4 protein-coding genes are annotated in these 17,175 nt (G+C 72.7%); all 4 read left to right on the forward strand.

What is annotated here, in order from left to right; all coding sequences use genetic code 11:
- The first annotated feature begins 44 nt into the window (after positions 1-44).
- From ACGFSC_RS11170 to ACGFSC_RS11185, 4 genes are read left to right on the forward strand one after another with little or no spacing between them, the layout of a single operon-like run.
- Positions 45-2,585, forward strand: a complete 2,541-nt coding sequence (locus ACGFSC_RS11170) for an amino acid adenylation domain-containing protein (protein ID WP_359899082.1) — start codon at positions 45-47, stop codon at positions 2,583-2,585.
- Positions 2,578-7,206: an SDR family NAD(P)-dependent oxidoreductase gene (locus ACGFSC_RS11175; RefSeq protein ID WP_359899084.1), complete on the forward strand. Its 4,629-nt coding sequence runs from the start codon at positions 2,578-2,580 to the stop codon at positions 7,204-7,206. Before ACGFSC_RS11170 ends, ACGFSC_RS11175 begins: the two co-directional genes overlap by 8 nt.
- Positions 7,206-11,756, forward strand: coding sequence for an SDR family NAD(P)-dependent oxidoreductase (locus tag ACGFSC_RS11180; protein WP_359899086.1), 4,551 nt, complete (start codon positions 7,206-7,208; stop codon positions 11,754-11,756). Before ACGFSC_RS11175 ends, ACGFSC_RS11180 begins: the two co-directional genes overlap by 1 nt.
- Positions 11,753-17,155, forward strand: coding sequence for a type I polyketide synthase (locus ACGFSC_RS11185; RefSeq protein WP_359899088.1), 5,403 nt, complete (start codon positions 11,753-11,755; stop codon positions 17,153-17,155). The genes ACGFSC_RS11180 and ACGFSC_RS11185 overlap by 4 nt, the downstream gene beginning before the upstream one ends.
- Positions 17,156-17,175 lie beyond the last annotated feature (20 nt).

Below are 17,175 nucleotides of genomic sequence, written 5' to 3' on the forward strand. Positions count from 1 at the left end.
CGGGTGACGTACGTCCTGCCCCCAGACTCCTCGAGGCAACCCTCATGACACTGCGCCACCCCGCACCTCCCGTGCCCGGCCCCGATGCCGAAGGGCGCCCCGCCGAGCTGCCCGCCGCCCCGGAGCTCCCGTTGGACCGGACCCCTCCGGCCCGGCGCGACCACCGGGCCGGCTCGGTCCCCCTCGTCGTCCCCGCCGGGGCGACCGCCGCCCTGCGGCACCTGGGTGAAGCCTGCGGAGGAGGGCTCCCGGCGGCGGCCCTCGCCCTTCACCTGGCCCTGCTGCACCGGTACGGCGGACAGACCGAGCTCGCGGTCGGGGTGACCAACGGCGCCGGGGTGACCACGCCGGTCCGCGTCGAGGCCGGCGGGAGCTTCCGGGACCTGGTCCGGCGGGCGGGCGCCGCGCTGGCGGCGGCCGAAGAGGTCCGCACCGGCGCGGCCGTCCACCTCTGGCCGGGCTTCTCCTTCCGGCCGCAACCGCGTCCCGTGCCCGGGACCACCCACTGCGACCTGGACCTGCGGCTCTCCTGCCCCGACGGCGAACTGTCCGGGCACCTGGTCCACGCGACCGACGTCCTCGACCCGGCCACCGCCCGCCGCGCGGTGGACCACCTGCTGCGCCTGCTCGAAGGCGCGACGGCCGATCCGGACCGGTCGGTGGCCGAGCTGCCCCTGCTCACCGCCGGGGAGGAACGCGTCGTCGAGGCGCTGAACGGCGTCCCGGGCGAGCCGACGGACCGGTGCTTCCACCGGCTCTTCGAGGAGCAGGCCGCCCGCACCCCCGAAGCGATCGCCGTCCGTTCCGAGGGCGCCGCCCTCAGCTACCGGGAACTCAACTCCCGGGCCAACCAGTTGGCCCACCTGCTGCGGGAGAACGGGGTCGGCCCCGAGGTGACGGTGGGCCTCTGCGCCGATCGCGACGTACGGCTGATGGTGGCCGTGCTCGGCATCCTCAAGGCCGGCGGCGCGTACGTACCGGTGGACCCGAACGACCCGGCCGAGCGGCGGGACGGCATCCTCGCCGACGCGGCCGTGCGGATCGTGGTGGCGACGGCCCCGCTCGACACCGGACACCGGGTGGTCGAGCTCGACGCCGGACTGACCGTGCTGGCCGGCCGGCCGGACCAGGACCCGCCGGCCGGGCACTCGGCCCCGGGGGACGCCGCGTACCTGCTCTACACCTCCGGCTCCACCGGCAAGCCCAAGGGCGTGGTGATCGAGCACCGCCAGCTCGTCGGCTACACCCGCGCCGTCGTCCGGCGGCTCGGCATCGACGGGCCGCTCAGCTACGCGATGGTGCAGCCGCTGACGGTGGACTCCAGCGTCACGGCCTTCGCCCCGCCGCTGTGCACCGGCGGCGAGGTCCAGCTGATCTCCCGTGACGTCGCGCTGGACGCGGAGAGGCTGGCCGACTGGGTGCAGACCCGAGGGGTCGACTGCCTGAAGATCGCGCCCTCCCACCTCCGGGCCCTCCAGACCTCGCCGCGCTTCGCCGAGCTCCTGCCGCGCCGCCTGCTGGTCATCGGCGGCGAGGCCTCCGACTGGCGCTGGCTGCGCGCCCTCCAGCGCCTCGTCCCGCACTGCCGGGTCTTCAACCACTACGGTCCGACCGAGACCACCGTCGGTGTGCTGACCCTCGCCGTGGCCGACCACCCGGAGGCGGAGTGGGAGACCGCGCCGATCGGCGTTCCGCTCCCGGGCACCCGGGCCCACGTGGTGGACGCGGCGGGCCGTCCCACACCCGTCGGCGTCGCCGGAGAACTGCTGATCGGCGGCGACAACCTCGCCCGCGGCTACCACCGCCGGGACGACCTCACCGCGGCGGCCTTCGTCCCCGACACCCTCGGCGGCGGGCCGGGCGACCGCCTCTACCGCACCGGCGACATCGTCCGCCGCCTGGCCGACGGGACGATCGCCTTCCTCGGCCGGCGCGACGACCAGATCAAGGTCCGCGGCTTCCGGGTCGCCCTGGGCGAGATCGAGGCCGCGCTGAAGAGCCACCCCGAGGTGCGCCACGCCATCGCCGTCGTCCGCGAGGACGTCCCCGGCGACCGGCGGGTGGTCGCCTACATCGAGCCGCACGGCCCCGGGTTCAGCACCGCCGGGCTGGAGCGCCACCTGCGGGACCGGCTCTCCCCGCACATGGTGCCGCAGGCGATGGTGACGCTGGACCGGCTGCCGCTCTCCGGGCACGGCAAGGTCGACCGCGGCAGGCTGCCCCGGCCCGCCGAGCCCGCCACCGCACCGCTGCCACCGCGGAACGAACTGGAGCGACTGGTGGCGCAGGTGTGGCAGGAGGTCCTCCACACCGAGGCGGTCGGCACCGACCAGAACTTCTTCGACATCGGCGGGCACTCCCTGCTCATGGTCGGGCTGCACCACCGGCTCCGGGCGACGACCGGCCGGGAGGTCGACCTGCTCGACCTGTTCCAGCACACCACCGTCCGGGCCCAGGCCGAGCTGCTCTCGCAGCAGAGGCAGGGGGTGGCACCGGCCGCCACCCGCGGCAGGAGCGCCCAGCAGAACGCCCTGCTGAAGCGCCGCCAGCAGCAGCTGCAAGCGAAGCGAGGTCACCATGAGTGAGTACTCCCCCGAGCTCGACCCCACCGTGGACACCGAACTGGACTCCGAGCTGGACACCGAACGGGCCGACGGCTTCTCCGAGTTCGACGACAGTCTGGACATCGCCGTCGTCGGCATGGCCGGCCGCTTCCCCGGCGCCCGGACGGTCGAGGAGTACTGGAGCAACCTCAAGGCGGGCGTCTGCTCCGTCACCCGCTTCGAGGACGAGGAGCTCGCCGCCCGGGGCGTGGACGCCGCCACCCTGGCCGACCCGAACTTCGTCGGCGCGGGCTACCCGCTGGCGGACAGCGAGAAGTTCGACGCCGCCTTCTTCGGCTACTCCCCGCGCGAGGCCGAACTCATGGACCCGCAGCACCGGGTCCTGCTCGAATGCGCCTGGGCCGCCCTGGAGAGCTCCGGATACGACACCGATCGGCAGGACGGCCCGGTCGGCGTCTACGCGGGCGCGGGCAACAACACCTACCTGCTCTTCAACATCGCCTCCCAGCCCGGCGCCGCGCAGATCCTCGGCGACAAGCAGACGGTGATCGGCAACCGGCCGGACTTCCTCGCCAGCCGGGTCTCCTACAAGCTCGGCCTGGAGGGCCCCGCCCTCAACATCCAGTCCGCCTGCTCCACGTCACTGGTCGCCGTGGTCGAGGCGTGCCAGGCGCTGCTGGCCTACCAGTGCGACACCGCACTGGCCGGCGGCGTCGCCGTCGACGGGACCAGGAGCAAGGGCTACGTCTACCGCCCGGACGGCATCTTCTCGCCGGACGGCTACTGCCGCACCTTCGACGCCCGCGCCCAGGGGACGGTGGGCGGCGACGGCGTCGGGATGGTGGTGCTCAAGCGCCTCAAGGACGCGATCACCGACAACGACCACATCCACGCGGTCATCAAGGGCTCCGCGCTGAACAACGACGGCTCCCGCCGGGCCGGCTTCAGCGCGCCCAGCGCCGCCACCCAGTCCGCCGTCATCTCCACCGCGCTGGCGAACGCGGACGTGCCGGCCGAGAGCATCGGCTACATCGAGCTGCACGGGACGGCCACCATCCTGGGCGACCCGATCGAGTTCTCCGCACTCGCCTCGGCCTACTCCGGGGTCGGGGAGCGCAGTTGCGCCCTCGGCTCCGCCAAGACCAACATCGGCCACCTCGACTCGGCCGCCGGGGTCGCCGGCCTGATCAAGACCGTGCTGGCGGTGGAGCACGGGCAGCTGCCGCCCACCCTGCACTTCGAGCGGCCCAACCCGCGGATCGACCTGGCCGGCAGCCCGTTCTACGTCAACACCGAGCTGCTGCCCTGGCCCGAGGGCGACGGACCGCGCCGCGCCGGGGTCAGCTCCTTCGGCCTCGGCGGCACCAACGCCCACGTCATCCTCGAACAGGCCCCGGAGCTGCCGCGCGAATCCCGGCAGGCCGACGGCGCCGAGCAGCTGCTGGTGCTCTCCGCGAAGAGCCCGGAGGCCCTGGAGGCGGCCACCGACCAGCTGCACGACCACCTCCGGGCGCACCCCGAACTCCCGCTGGCCGATGTCGCGTTCACCCTCCAGCAGGGCCGCCGGGCGTTCCCGTACCGACGGATGCTGGTGGCCGGCGGCACCGAGGAGGCGCTGGCGGCGCTCGACGCCCGCGACGACGGTCGGCTGCTCACCGCCACCGCGCCCGAGGCCCCGCACCGGCCGGTGGCCTTCATGTTCACCGGCTTCGGCTCCCAGTTCCCCGGCATGGCGCGCGAACTCTACTCCCAGGAGCCGGAGTTCAGGGCAGCGATGGACGAGTGCGCCGGACTGCTGGAGCCGCTGATCGGCACGGACATCCGCGAACTCGTGTTCACCGTCGACGAGTCCGCGGACGCCGCCCCCGGAAAGCTCCTCGACTTCAGCAGGCTGCTGCTCCAGCCGGAGCGCAGCGAGCACCCGCTGGACCAGCCACGCCTCGGCTACCCCGCGGTGTTCGCCCTCGAGTACGCCCTGGTCAAGCTCTGGGCCGCCCGGGGGGTCGAGCCCGAGGTGATGATCGGTCACAGCCTGGGCGAGTACGTCGCGGCCTGTACGGCCGGGGTCTTCTCGCTGCCCGACGCCCTGCGCCTGGTCGCGGAGCGCGCCCGGCTGATCGAGGAGCAGGGCGAGGGCGCGATGCTCGCCGTGCCGCTCTCCGAGGAGGCCGTCGCACGGTACACCGACGCGGAGGTCTGCCTCGCCGCGATCAACGGCCCGCAGACCTGCGTGCTCTCCGGCACCGTCGAGGGCATCGAGCGGGTGGCCGGCGAACTGCTGGCCGCCGACATCGCCACCCGCCGGCTGACCACCCGCTTCGCCTTCCACTCCCCGATGATGGACCCGGTCGTCGAGCGCTACGCCGAACTGGTGCGCTCGGTCCGGCTGAACGCCCCGGCCGTGCCGTTCGTCTCCAACCTGACCGGCACCTGGATCACCGACGACGAGGCCACCAGCCCCGAGTACTGGGCCCGGCACGTACGGGAGAGCGTGCGGTTCGCGGACGGCCTGGCCACCCTGTGGTCCGTCCCGGACATCGCGATCGTCGAGATCGGCCCCGCGCCGGCCCTGACCCCCGGGGCCCTCCAGCACCCCGCCGCCGCCGGCACCGACCGGGTCGTCCTCCCGTCCCTCCCCGGCGCCTTCCTCGGGCAGAGCGACCGCACCGCGCTCCTGCGGGCCGCCGGACGCCTCTGGCTCGCCGGCCGGGAGCGCCCCTTCCCGGCCACGGCCGGCGCCCGGCGGGTCCCGCTCCCCTCCTACCCCTTCGAGCGGCGCACCTACTGGCTCGAACCCGGCACCGCCCAGCCCGGCAGCGGCTCGGCCCAGCAGCGGCGCGGCGACCTGCCCCAGTGGTTCTGCACGCCGTCCTGGCAGCGGCTGGCCGGCGCACCGCAGCCCGCCGAGGTCGGCCTGGCCGACGAGCGCTGGCTCGTGTTCGCGGACGAGACCGGTGTCGGCCACCACCTCGCCGACCGCCTCGAAGGTCTCGGCGCCACCGTGCGCACGGTCTCACGGGGAGCCGAGTGGCACCGCAAGGACGAGCGTGAGTACGTCCTCGACCCCGCCCGGCCGGAGCACTTCGAGCGACTCGCCGAGGCGCTGCGCGCCGAGGGGCCGCTGCCCGGTCGGGTGGTGCACTGCTGGAGCGTCGGCGACGACGCCGACCGGGCCACGGCGCCCGAGGACGTCCGGGCCCTGCTGCACCGCTCCTTCGACAGCCTGGTCCACTGGGTCCAGGCCACCGAGGCCGAGCTGATGACGCGGCAGCAGCGCTGGGACGTGCTGTCCTCCGAGGTGCACGCCGTCCTCGGGGACGAGCCGCTCTGCCCGCCGAAGGCCACCGTCCAGGGCCTGTGCAAGGTGCTGCCGCAGGAGTACCCCTCGCTCAGCTGCGTCCACTTCGACCTCCGCCCCGAAGGCCCGCAGGCCGTACCCGGGCTGGTCGACCGGCTGCTGGCCGAGCTCGCCGCCCCGCCCGCCGAGCGCACCATCGCGCTGCGCGGTCGGCACCGCTGGGCGCCGACGTACGTGACCGGCGCGCCGCGCCCGCGGGGTGGGTCCCCGGTTCGCCCCGGCGGGGTGTACCTGGTCACCGGCGGCCTCGGGAAGATCGGCCTGCTGATGGCCCGTGCCCTCGCCGACCGGGCCGAGGTGCGCCTGGTGCTGCTCGGACGGACGGGTCTGCCGCCCCGGGAGAGCTGGGCCGATCCGCAGCACCCGGAAGCGGTCCGGTCCGCGATCCGGGCCGTCCAGGAGATCGAGGCGCTCGGCTCCGAGGTGCTGGTGACCGCCACGGACGTCTCCGACCGCACGGCCATGCTCGCCCTGAAGGAGCGCGTCCTGCGGGAGTTCGGCCCGATCGACGGCGTGCTGCACTGTGCCGGCACCACCGGCACGGCGGCCCACCGGGAGGTCGCGGTCCTGGGTGCGGAGGAGGCCTCCTGGCACTTCGGCCCCAAGCTCTACGGCACGCAGGTGCTGCACGAGGTGCTGGCCGACCAGCAGGTGGACTTCGCCGTCATCTGCTCCTCGATCGCCTCGCTGCTCGGCGGACTCGGCTTCGGGGCGTACGCCGCCGCGAACGCCGCGCTCGACGCCTTCGCCCAGCGGCACCACAGCGCCTCCCTGCCCTGGACCAGCGTCAACTGGGAGGCCTGGCACTTCTCCCAGGAGGACCGGGCGAATTCCGAACTCGGCGCTGCGGTACGAGAGTTGGCACTCACCCCGGCCGAGGGCCGACAGGTGTTCGACGCCCTGCTCGACGCGGTGCCCCAAGCGCAGATCATCACTTCCACCGGTGATCTGACGCTGCGTCAGGAACTGTGGGCCGACCCGGTGGCCGAGGCGCCGGCCCCGGCCGCACGGCACGAGCGCCCCAACCTGCGCAACCCGTTCGTCGCCCCGAACGGCGAGACCGAACACCGGGTGGCGGAGATCTGGCAGGAGCTGCTCGGCCTGGAGAGCGTCGGCGTGCAGGACAACTTCTTCGAACTGGGCGGCAGTTCACTGCTCGGCCTGCAGGTCGTCCACCGACTGCGTCAGAAACTGGCGGTGGCCGTACCGCTGACCATCGTCTACGAGGGCCCCACCGTGCGCACCCTCGGCGCGCTCGTCGACAACCTCCGGGCGGCGCGGTGATGACGGCGCGCGGTGGTGTCGCGATCATCGGGATGGCGGGACGCTTACCCGGCGCGGAGGACCTGACCGAGTACTGGTCGAACCTGCGCGACGGCGTCGAGTCGATCGTCGCCCTGACCGACGAGGAGCTGACGGCGGCCGGGGTGCCACCCGAAGTCTTCGGGCAGCCGAACTACGTCAAGGCCGCGCCCGCCTTCGCCGGCAGCGACCTGTTCGATGCGGAGTTCTTCGGGTACACCGCCCGCGAGGCCGAGGTGATGGACCCGCAGCACCGGCTCTTCCTGGAGACGGCCTGGGCGGCGCTGGAGCACGCCGGCTACGACGCCGCCCGGTACGAGGGCAGCATCGGTGTCTTCGGCGGCGCGGGGGCCAACCGCTACGTCCAGCACGTCTACTCGCACCAGCAGATCGTGGACACCCTGGGCCGGACCCAGATCCTGGTGGCCAACGAACTCGCCTTCCTGGCCTCCCGGGTGTCGTACAAGCTGGACCTGAAGGGCCCCGCGGTCTCGCTGCGCGCCGCCTGCTCGACCGCGCTGGTCGCCGCCCACACCGCCTGCCGGAGCCTGCTCGCCGGGGAGTGCGACCTCGCCCTGGCGGGTGGCGTCCACGTCGACCCGAACCCGGGCACCGGCTACCTGCACCAGGACGGGTCCTTCGTGTCCCCCGACGGGCACGTCCGCCCGTTCGACGCGGACGCCCGGGGCACGGTCTTCGGGACGGGTGTCGGTCTGGTCGCGCTGAAGCGGCTGGAGGACGCGCTGGCCGACGGCGACACCGTCCACGCCGTGATCAGGGGTTCGGCGATCAACAACGACGGCGCGGTGAAGGTCGGTTTCACCGCGCCGAGCGTCACCGGCCAGGCCGCGGTCATCTCCGCCGCGCTCGCCGGCGCGGGCCTCGCACCCACGGACATCGACTACATCGAGGCGCACGGCACGGGCACCTCGCTGGGCGACCCGATCGAGGTGCAGGCGCTGTCGCGGGCGTTCGGCGACACCGGGTCCTGGGCCCTCGGCTCGGTCAAGGGCAACATCGGCCACCTCGACGCCGCCGCCGGCATCGCGGGCCTGCTCAAGACCACACTCGCACTCAAGCACGAACTCCTCCCCGCCTCGCTGAACTACACCCGCGGCAACCCCGACATCGACTTCGCCAACAGCCCCTTCCGGGTCCAGGCCGAGCCCGGCCCATGGCCACGCACCGACGGCCGCGTCCGCCGCGCCGGGATCAGCGCCTTCGGCTTCGGCGGCAGCAACGCCCACCTCATCCTCGAAGAGGCTCCGGCCGTCGAAGCCTCCCCGGCCGGCACACGCCCCACCGAAACACTCATCCTCTCCGCCCGAACCCCGGCGGCGCTCGAACAGGCCACCGACCGGCTGGCCGCCCACCTGCGCCGCGAACAGCCCAACCTCGCCGACGCCGCCCACACCCTGGCCACCGGCCGCCGCACCTTCCCCCACCGCCGCACCGTCACCGGCACCACCCCCGACACCATCGCCACCGCCCTGGAGACCCGCGACCCCGCCCACGTCACCACCAGCCACACCACCCGCGAAACCGCGCCACTGGTCTTCCTGTTCAGCGGCCAGGGCTCCCAGCACCCCGGCATGGCCCACGACCTCTACCAGCACGAACCCGCCTTCCGCGCCTGCGTCGACGAATGCGCCGAACTCCTCGCACCACACCTCGGCGAGGACATCCGCGAGGTGATCTTCACCGAGGACAGCCGACTCGACCGGACCCAGTGGGCCCAACCCGCCCTCTTCGTCGTCGAGTACGCCCTCACCCGGCTCTGGCAGTCCTGGGGCATCACCCCCACCGCCATGCTCGGCCACAGCCTCGGCGAGTGGGTCGCCGCCTGCGTCGCGGGCGTCTTCACCCTCCCCGACGCCCTCCACCTCGTCGCCCTGCGCGGCCGCCTCATGCAGGCCCAGGCCCCCGGCGCCATGCTCAACGTGATGGCCGACCGCACCACCGTCGAAGCCGCCCTGCCCGACGGCCTCTCCCTCGCCGCCCACAACGGCCCCCGCGACTGCGTCGTCTCCGGCCCCCACGACGCCATCCGGGCCTTCACCACCCTCGCCGAAGAACACGGCTGGCCCACCCAACCCGTCGCCACCTCCCACGCCTTCCACTCCCCCCTCATGGAACCGGTGATCACGGAATTCACCACCGCCGTCGCAGGAGTGCCCCGCCAGGCACCGAGCACCCCCTTCGTCTCCAACACCACCGGCACCTGGATCACCGACCAGCAGGCCACCGACCCCGCCTACTGGGGCCACCACATCCGCGCCACCGTCGAATACGCCACCGGCATCCGCACCACCACCACCGAACCGGGCACCACCCTCCTCGAAATCGGCCCCGGCCAGACCCTCACCAGCCTCGCCCGCCGCATCCTCTCCAACACCGCCACCCAAGCCACCACCCTCGCCTCACTCCCCCACAAACGCGACCCCCGCACCCCCTCCGAAACCGTCCAACGCGCCCTCACCACCCTCTGGCTCACCGGCACCACCACACCCGACTGGACCACCTACCACTCCCACCAACAACGCCGCCGCATCCCCCTCCCCACCTACCCCTTCCAACACAAGCGCTACTGGCTCGACCGACAGGCCACGACGGCCCGGGCCACCGGTCGTGCCGCGGCGCGCCGCGACGACATCACGCAGTGGTTCTACGCCCCGTCCTGGCAGCGGGCGCCTCTCCCGGCCGGGGAGCGGCCGGACCGCACCCGGCACTGGCTGGTCTTCGCCGACGGCCCGGGTGTGGGCGAGGCGGTGACCGAGCAGCTGCGGGCCGCCGGTGCCACCGTCACCGTGGTGGCGGCGGCCGGCGCCTGGTCCGACCGGGGAGGCAACCGCTACGCCATCGACCCGGCCGACGGCTCCGACTACGAGCGGCTGATCAGCACCCTGCGGAACGGCCCTGCCGGTGTGCCCACCCACATCGTCCACGGCTGGAGCGTCACCGCGCCGGGCGAGGAGGGCAGCCTCCAGCACGGTTTCGAGAGTCTGATCCGCCTCGCCCAGGCCCTCGTCCGGCACCCGGACGGCGAGCCGCGCCGGATCTGGGTGCTCAGCAACGGCGTGCACAACGTCACCGGCGCCGAGCCGCTCTCGCCGCTGAAGGCCACCCTGCTGGGCCCGTGCCGCGTGCTGCCCCGCGAGCTGCCGGGCACCACCTGCCGCAGCGTCGACCTCGACTGCCAGGAAGCGCCCACCCAGGCCCAACTGGGCAAGCTGATGGCCGAGTTGGCAGCAGCGCCGGAGCCCGGCACGGAGACGGTGGCGCACCGAGGAGGGCACCGCTGGTCCCAGCACTACCTGCCGCAGCCGCTGCCCCGACGCGACGAGTCGCCGGTGGTGCGCAAGGACGGTGTCTACCTGGTCACCGGCGGCACCGGCGGCCTGGGCCTGGCCCTGGCCGGGCACCTCGCGGCAGCGGGGGCGAGGATCGCGCTCACCGCGCGCACCCGGCTGCCCGACGCCGCACAGTGGGACTCCTGGCTCGCCGACAACCCGGGCAAGGGCCGACTCGCTGACACCGTACGGGAGTTGGTCCGCCTGCGGAACGCGGGTGCGGAGCTCATGGTGTTCCAGGCCGACGTGAGCGACCGGGCGGCGATGAGCGAGGCCGTCCGGCGGACCACCCAGCGGTGGGGGGCCATCCACGGCGCCTTCCACACGGCGGGCGTCGCCGGTGGCGGCCTGATCCAGCTCAAGGACCTCCGGGCGGCCGCCGAGGTCCTGCTCCCGAAGGTGCACGGCACCCTGGTGCTGGAGGAGGTGCTGGCGGACCAGGAGCTGGACTTCCTGGTCCTGTTCGGCTCGAACGGCGCGAACATCGGCAGTGTCGGCCAGGTCGACTACTGCGCCGCCAACTGCTTCCTCGACGCCTTCGCCCAGGACCGGGGGCGCACTCGGCGGGTGATCTCGATCGACTGGGGTCCGTGGCGGGAGATCGGCATGGCGGTCGGTACCGCCGCGCCGTCCGGCGTCGAGCAGGTGGACGAGCGCGCCATGTCGCCCGCCGAAGGGCTGCGGGCCCTCGACACGATCCTGGCCGGCGTCTCGGAGTCGCAGGTCATCGTGTCGCCCGCCGAGCTCTCGGCGCTGTTCGAGAACGCCTTCTCGCTGGAGCAGGGCGACACCGCGGAGCCCCGTAGCGCCGCGCACGAACGCCCGGACATCCTCACCGAGTTCGTGGCACCGCGCGGCGACACCGAGCGCGCGATCTGCGAGCTGTGGCAGGAGCTGCTGGGCATCGAGACGGTCGGCATCCAGGACAGTTTCTTCGATCTGGGCGGCAACTCCCTGATCGCGATCCAGCTGGTGAGCACCATCAACACCCGGCTGGGCACGAAGCTCGCCCTCGGCGACCTGTACGAGGGGTTGACGGCGGCACACCTGGCCGGCCTGGCCGAGCAGCCCCTGCAGCAGACAACGGGCAGCAACCTCAAGGCACTTGAGGAACGCAGAGAGAAGATGCAGCAGCGCCGGCGTCAGCACCAGCAACGGCGTCGGACAGCAAGGGGCGAATGATGACCAATGAGTTCACGGATCTCCCGGAACGGGACGGCGTCGCGATCATCGGGATGGCGGGACGCTTCCCCGGCGCGGGGGACCTGACCGAGTTCTGGTCGAACCTGCGCGACGGCGTCGAGTCGATCGTCGCCCTCACCGACGAGGAGCTGACGGCGGCCGGGGTGCCGCCCGAGGTCTTCGGCCGGCCCCACTACGTCAAGGCCGCACCCAGGTTCGAGGGCATCAGCCTGTTCGATGCGGAGTTCTTCGGGTACACCGCCCGCGAGGCGAAGATCATGGACCCGCAGCACCGGCTCTTCCTGGAGACGGCCTGGGAGGCGCTGGAACACGCCGGATACGACGCCGCCCGGTACGAGGGCAGAACCGGCGTTTTCGGCGGCGCCAGTACCACCGCCTACCTCGGGAACATTCTCGGCAACCTGGAGCAGGGCGAGGCGATCAAGGGTGAGAACGTCGGCCTGGGCTTCGAACTCGCCTTCCTGACCAGCCGGGTGTCGTACAAGCTCGACCTGCGGGGGCCGAGCTTCCCGGTCCAGACCGCCTGCTCCAGCTCGCTGGTGGCGCTGCACGCCGCCTGCCAGAGCCTGCTCAACTACGAGTGCGACATGGCCCTTTCGGGTGCGGTCTCCTACAAGGTGCAGGAGAACACCGGCTACCCCTACCAGGAGGGGGCCTTCCTCTCCCCGGACGGACACATCCGCCCGTTCGACGCGGACGCCCGGGGCACGGTCTTCGGCAACGGTGTCGGCGTGGTCGCGCTGAAGCGGCTGGAGGACGCGCTGGCCGACGGCGACACCGTCCACGCCGTGATCAAGGGATCGGCGATCAACAACGACGGTGGGGTCAAGGCGAGCTTCACCGCCCCGACCGTCGGCGGTCAGGCCGAGGTGATCACGGAGGCGCTGACCGTCGCGGAGGTCGACCCCGAGGACATCGACTACGTCGAGGCGCACGGCAGCGGCACCGTGATCGGTGACTCGATCGAGGTGCAGGCGCTGTCGCGGGCGTTCGGCGACACCGGGTCCTGGGCCCTCGGCTCGGTCAAGGGCAACATCGGCCACCTCGACGCCGCCGCCGGCATCGCGGGCCTGCTCAAGACCACGCTCGCGCTCAAGCACGAACTCCTCCCCGCCTCGCTGAACTACACCCGCGGCAACCCCGACATCGACTTCGCCAACAGCCCCTTCCGGGTCCAGGCCGAGACCGGCCCATGGCCGCGCACCGACGGCCGCGTCCGCCGCGCCGGGATCAGCGCCTTCGGCTTCGGCGGCAGCAACGCCCACCTCATCCTCGAAGAAGCCCCGGCCGTCGAAGCCTCCCCGGCCGGCACACGCCCCACCGAAACACTCATCCTCTCCGCCCGCACCCCGCAGGCACTCGAAGAGGCCACCGACCGACTGGCCGCCCACCTGCGCCGCGAACAGCCCAACCTCGCCGACGCCGCCCACACCCTGGCCACCGGCCGCCGCACGTTCCCGCACCGCCGCACCGTCACCGGCTCTTCCGCCGAAGCCGTCGCGGCCGCTCTGGAGGCACGGGACCCGGCCAACGTCGTCACCGGTCACGTCGCGGGCGGCGCCACACCGCTGGTGTTCGTCTTCAGCGGCCAGGGCTCCCAGCACTCCGGCATGGCCCATGACCTGTACGAGCAGGAAGCCGTCTTCCGCGCCTGCGTCGACGAGTGCGCCGAGCTGCTCAGGCCGCAGCTCGACCAGGACATCCGCGAGGTGATCTTCACCCAGGACAGCCGACTCGACCGGACTCAGTGGGCCCAACCCGCCCTCTTCGTCGTCGAGTACGCCCTCACCCGGCTCTGGCAGTCCTGGGGCATCACCCCCACCGCCATGCTCGGCCACAGCCTCGGCGAGTGGGTCGCCGCCTGCGTCGCGGGCGTCTTCACCCTCCCCGACGCCCTCCACCTCGTCGCCCTGCGCGGCCGCCTCATGCAGGCCCAGGCCCCCGGCGCCATGCTCAACGTGATGGCCGACCGCTCCACCGTCGAAGCCGCCCTACCCGACGGCCTCTCGCTCGCCGCCCACAACGGCCCCCGCGACTGCGTCGTCTCCGGCCCCCACGACGCCATCCAGGCCTTCACCACCCTCGCCGAAGAACACGGCTGGGCCACCCAGCCCGTCGCCACCTCCCACGCCTTCCACTCCCACCTGATGGAGCCGATGGTCGGAGAGTTCGTCGCTGCCGTCGCCGCCGTCGACCGCCGTGCTCCGCAGGTGCCGTTCGTCTCCAACCTCACCGGCACGTGGATCACCGACAGCCAGGCGGTGGACCCGGGTTACTGGGGCAACCACGTCCGCGCCTGCGTCGAGTACTCCGCCGGCGTCCGGACCGCCACCACCGAGCCGCACGTCACCCTGCTCGAAGTCGGCCCCGGCCAGACGTTCAGCAGCCTCGCCCGGCGCATCCTCACCAGTGTGGGCATCGAGGCCACGGCTCTCGCCTCGCTCCCCCACAAGCGCGACCGCCGCACCGCCACCGAGATCATCCAGCGCACCCTCGGCAGCCTCTGGCTCACCGGCGCCCGGCCCAGCTGGGCCGCCTACTTCGCCCAGCAGCAGCGCCGCCGCATCCCCCTCCCCACCTACCCCTTCCAGCGCAAGCGCTACTGGCTGGAGCCCCGGATCCCGCAGGCGGCGGTCCAGCGCACGCCCGGCCCGCACCCGTTGCTGGACCAGGTCCTGCTCCGGTCGATGGGCCAGTCCGTCTTCCTCACCGAGTTCTCGCTGGAGCTGCACTGGGTGCTCTCCGAGCACAAGCTGCTCGGAGAGGCGATCGTCCCCGGAACCACTTACCTGGAGATGGCCCGCGCCGCCGCCTCCCTGCACTTCGGCCGGCCGGTCACCGAGCTGTGCGACGTCACCTTCCTCGTCCCGCTGCTGGTGCAGGAAGGGGCCCCACGTACCGCACACACGACCGTCCGGGAAATCGACGACCTGAGGGCCGAGTTCACCGTCGCCAGTCACGACCCGGCGAGCGACCACTGGACGGTGCACGTCCAGGGCGTGGTGAGTGTCGAGCCGCACACCGCACCCGCGCCGCTGCAGGATCCGGCAGCTCTGCGTGAGCTCTGCTCACTGGAGAGCGTGGACATCGCCCGGCGGCAGACCGAGCACAAGGTGATGGATTTCGGCGATCGCTGGCGGAGCAGCCTCCCGACCGTGCACCTCGGCGTCCGGGCCGCCCTCGGCGTACTCGACCTGCCCGAGCAGTACCGGGCCGAGTGCCAGGACCACCTCCTGCACCCGACCCTGCTCGATCAGGCCACCGGCTTCAGTGGCTTCGCCGTCCTGGAGACTCCCGACGACCGTCGACTCGCCCTCGGCGACAGGGACTTCTTCCTCCCGGTCGGCTACGACTCGCTGCTCCTGCACGGCCCGCTGCCCGCTCGCGGCCTGAGCTTCGTCCAACCGCATCCGGGCTATGCGAACAACGCCGAGTTCCGCAAGGTCGACGTGGTGATCTGCGACGAGTCGGGGGCCACCGCCGCCGAGATCCGCGGATTCACCGTGAAGCGCGTCGCCGACGCCAAGCGCACGGTCGCGCAGCTGCGCCCGCACACCCGTCATCACACCCTCCGATGGGTCCCGGCACCGGCACCCGAGGAGCGCCGGGCCCTGCCCGCCCGGGTCCTGGTGATCGGCGAGCAGGGCGGTATCGGCGCCGCGCTGAGTGCCGCACTGCGTGCGCGCGGCGTCGGCGTCGCCGAGGCGGTACTCGCAGACCGGTGGCAGCAGACGGTTCCGGACCGGTACGAAGTGCCGCCCACCCCGGAGGGTTTCGGTCGGCTGCTGGACGCACTCGGTGCGGAGCTCCCGGACGAGGTCGTGCACGTCGCGGCCCCTGCCGACGACGGCGTCCAGCAGGATCTGTCGCTCCTGGAGGCCAGGCTCGGCCACGGCGTCCACAGCCTGTTCCACTTGGCCCGCTGCCTCTCCGAGCGCGGCGTGGCCCCGGCAGGGTTGAGCGTGGTCGCCCCCTCGGTGGCACGGGTGACCGGCACCGAGCCGGCGACGGCCCCGGTCCACGCGACGCTCTTCGGCCTGGCGAAGGTGATCGGACAGGAGTACAGGGACACCGAGGTGTTCTGCCTCGACATCGCCGGCGACACCGGCGCCGAGGCCGTCTGTGCCGAACTGCTCGGAGCCCGGACACCCGCCACCGTCGCGCTGCGCGACGGGCACCGGTACGTCGCGGAGCTCGCACCGGTGCACCTGCGGGAGCAGCCGAGGTCCGCGCCGGTCCGCCCGGACGGGGTGTACCTCATCACCGGCGGTCTGGGCGGACTCGGACTCGCGGTGGCCCGCCATCTGAGCCGCTCGGGGCCGGGTGCACGGCTGGCCCTGGTCAACCGCACCGAACTGCCGCCGCGCGAGCGGTGGGACGAGGTCACCGACGCCAAGCTGCGCGGGCAGATCGAGGCACTGCGTGAACTGGAGCGGAACGGCGCCGAAGTTCGCAGTTACTCCGGTGACGTCACCGACCTGGCGGTCATGGAGGGAGTCGTCGCGAAGATCCGCGCCGATCTCGGCGCGATCGGCTGCGTCGTCCACGCGGCCGGTGTGGCCGGGGACGGCTTCCTCTTCCGCAAGGACGCGGAGACCTTCCGTCGTACTCTGAACCCCAAGGTGCTCGGCGCCACCGTGCTGGACCTCGTCACCCAGGACGATCCGCCGGATTGCATGGTCAACTTCGGTTCCACGGTGGCGATCTTCGGTGCGGCCGGGCAAGGCGACTACACGGCCGCCAACAGCTACTTGGAGCAGTTCGCCGAGCAGCGCTCCGCGCGCGGCCGGTGGACGGTGACGGTCGACTGGAGCGACTGGCTGGAAACCGGCATGGCCTTCGACCACGGAGTCCAGCAGGACCAGGGCTTCTTCCGGTCGGTGTCGGTCGAGGACGGTCTCAGCAGCTTCGAGGAGATCCTCGCCTCGGCCTGCACCCCGGTGATCGTCGGCGAGGTCAACTACCGCAAGCTGGGCGGGTCCGGCGAGCTCGCGGAGCTGCTGCGTCGCGCGCCGCTGGTGCTGGCCGTCCCGATCCGGCAGGCCATCGCCGCGGCCCGCAGCAGTGCCGGCGAATCCGCCGCGCCGCCGGACGGCACGCCGTCCGACGGCGAGCCGAAGCTCTTCGGCAAGGAGAGCGGCGAGTTCAGCGACACCGAGCGCGCGCTCGCCCGGATCTGGGCCCGCGAGCTCGATCTCACCGAACTCAACGTGCGTGACACCTCGTTCGCGCTCGGGGTGGACTCGCTGGCCGCACTCCGGATCGCCCAGAGCATCCAGAAGATCATGGACATCCGGGTCTCCATGGTCGACCTGTTCCGCTATGTCACGATCGCGGATCTCGCCGACCACCTGGACACCAGGGACGCCCAGGCCTGACCAGGCACCCCCACTCCCCC

It is taken from the genome of Kitasatospora sp. NPDC048715, from assembly GCF_043198905.1.
In the GTDB taxonomy this organism is placed as follows: domain Bacteria; phylum Actinomycetota; class Actinomycetes; order Streptomycetales; family Streptomycetaceae; genus Kitasatospora; species Kitasatospora lactacystinica.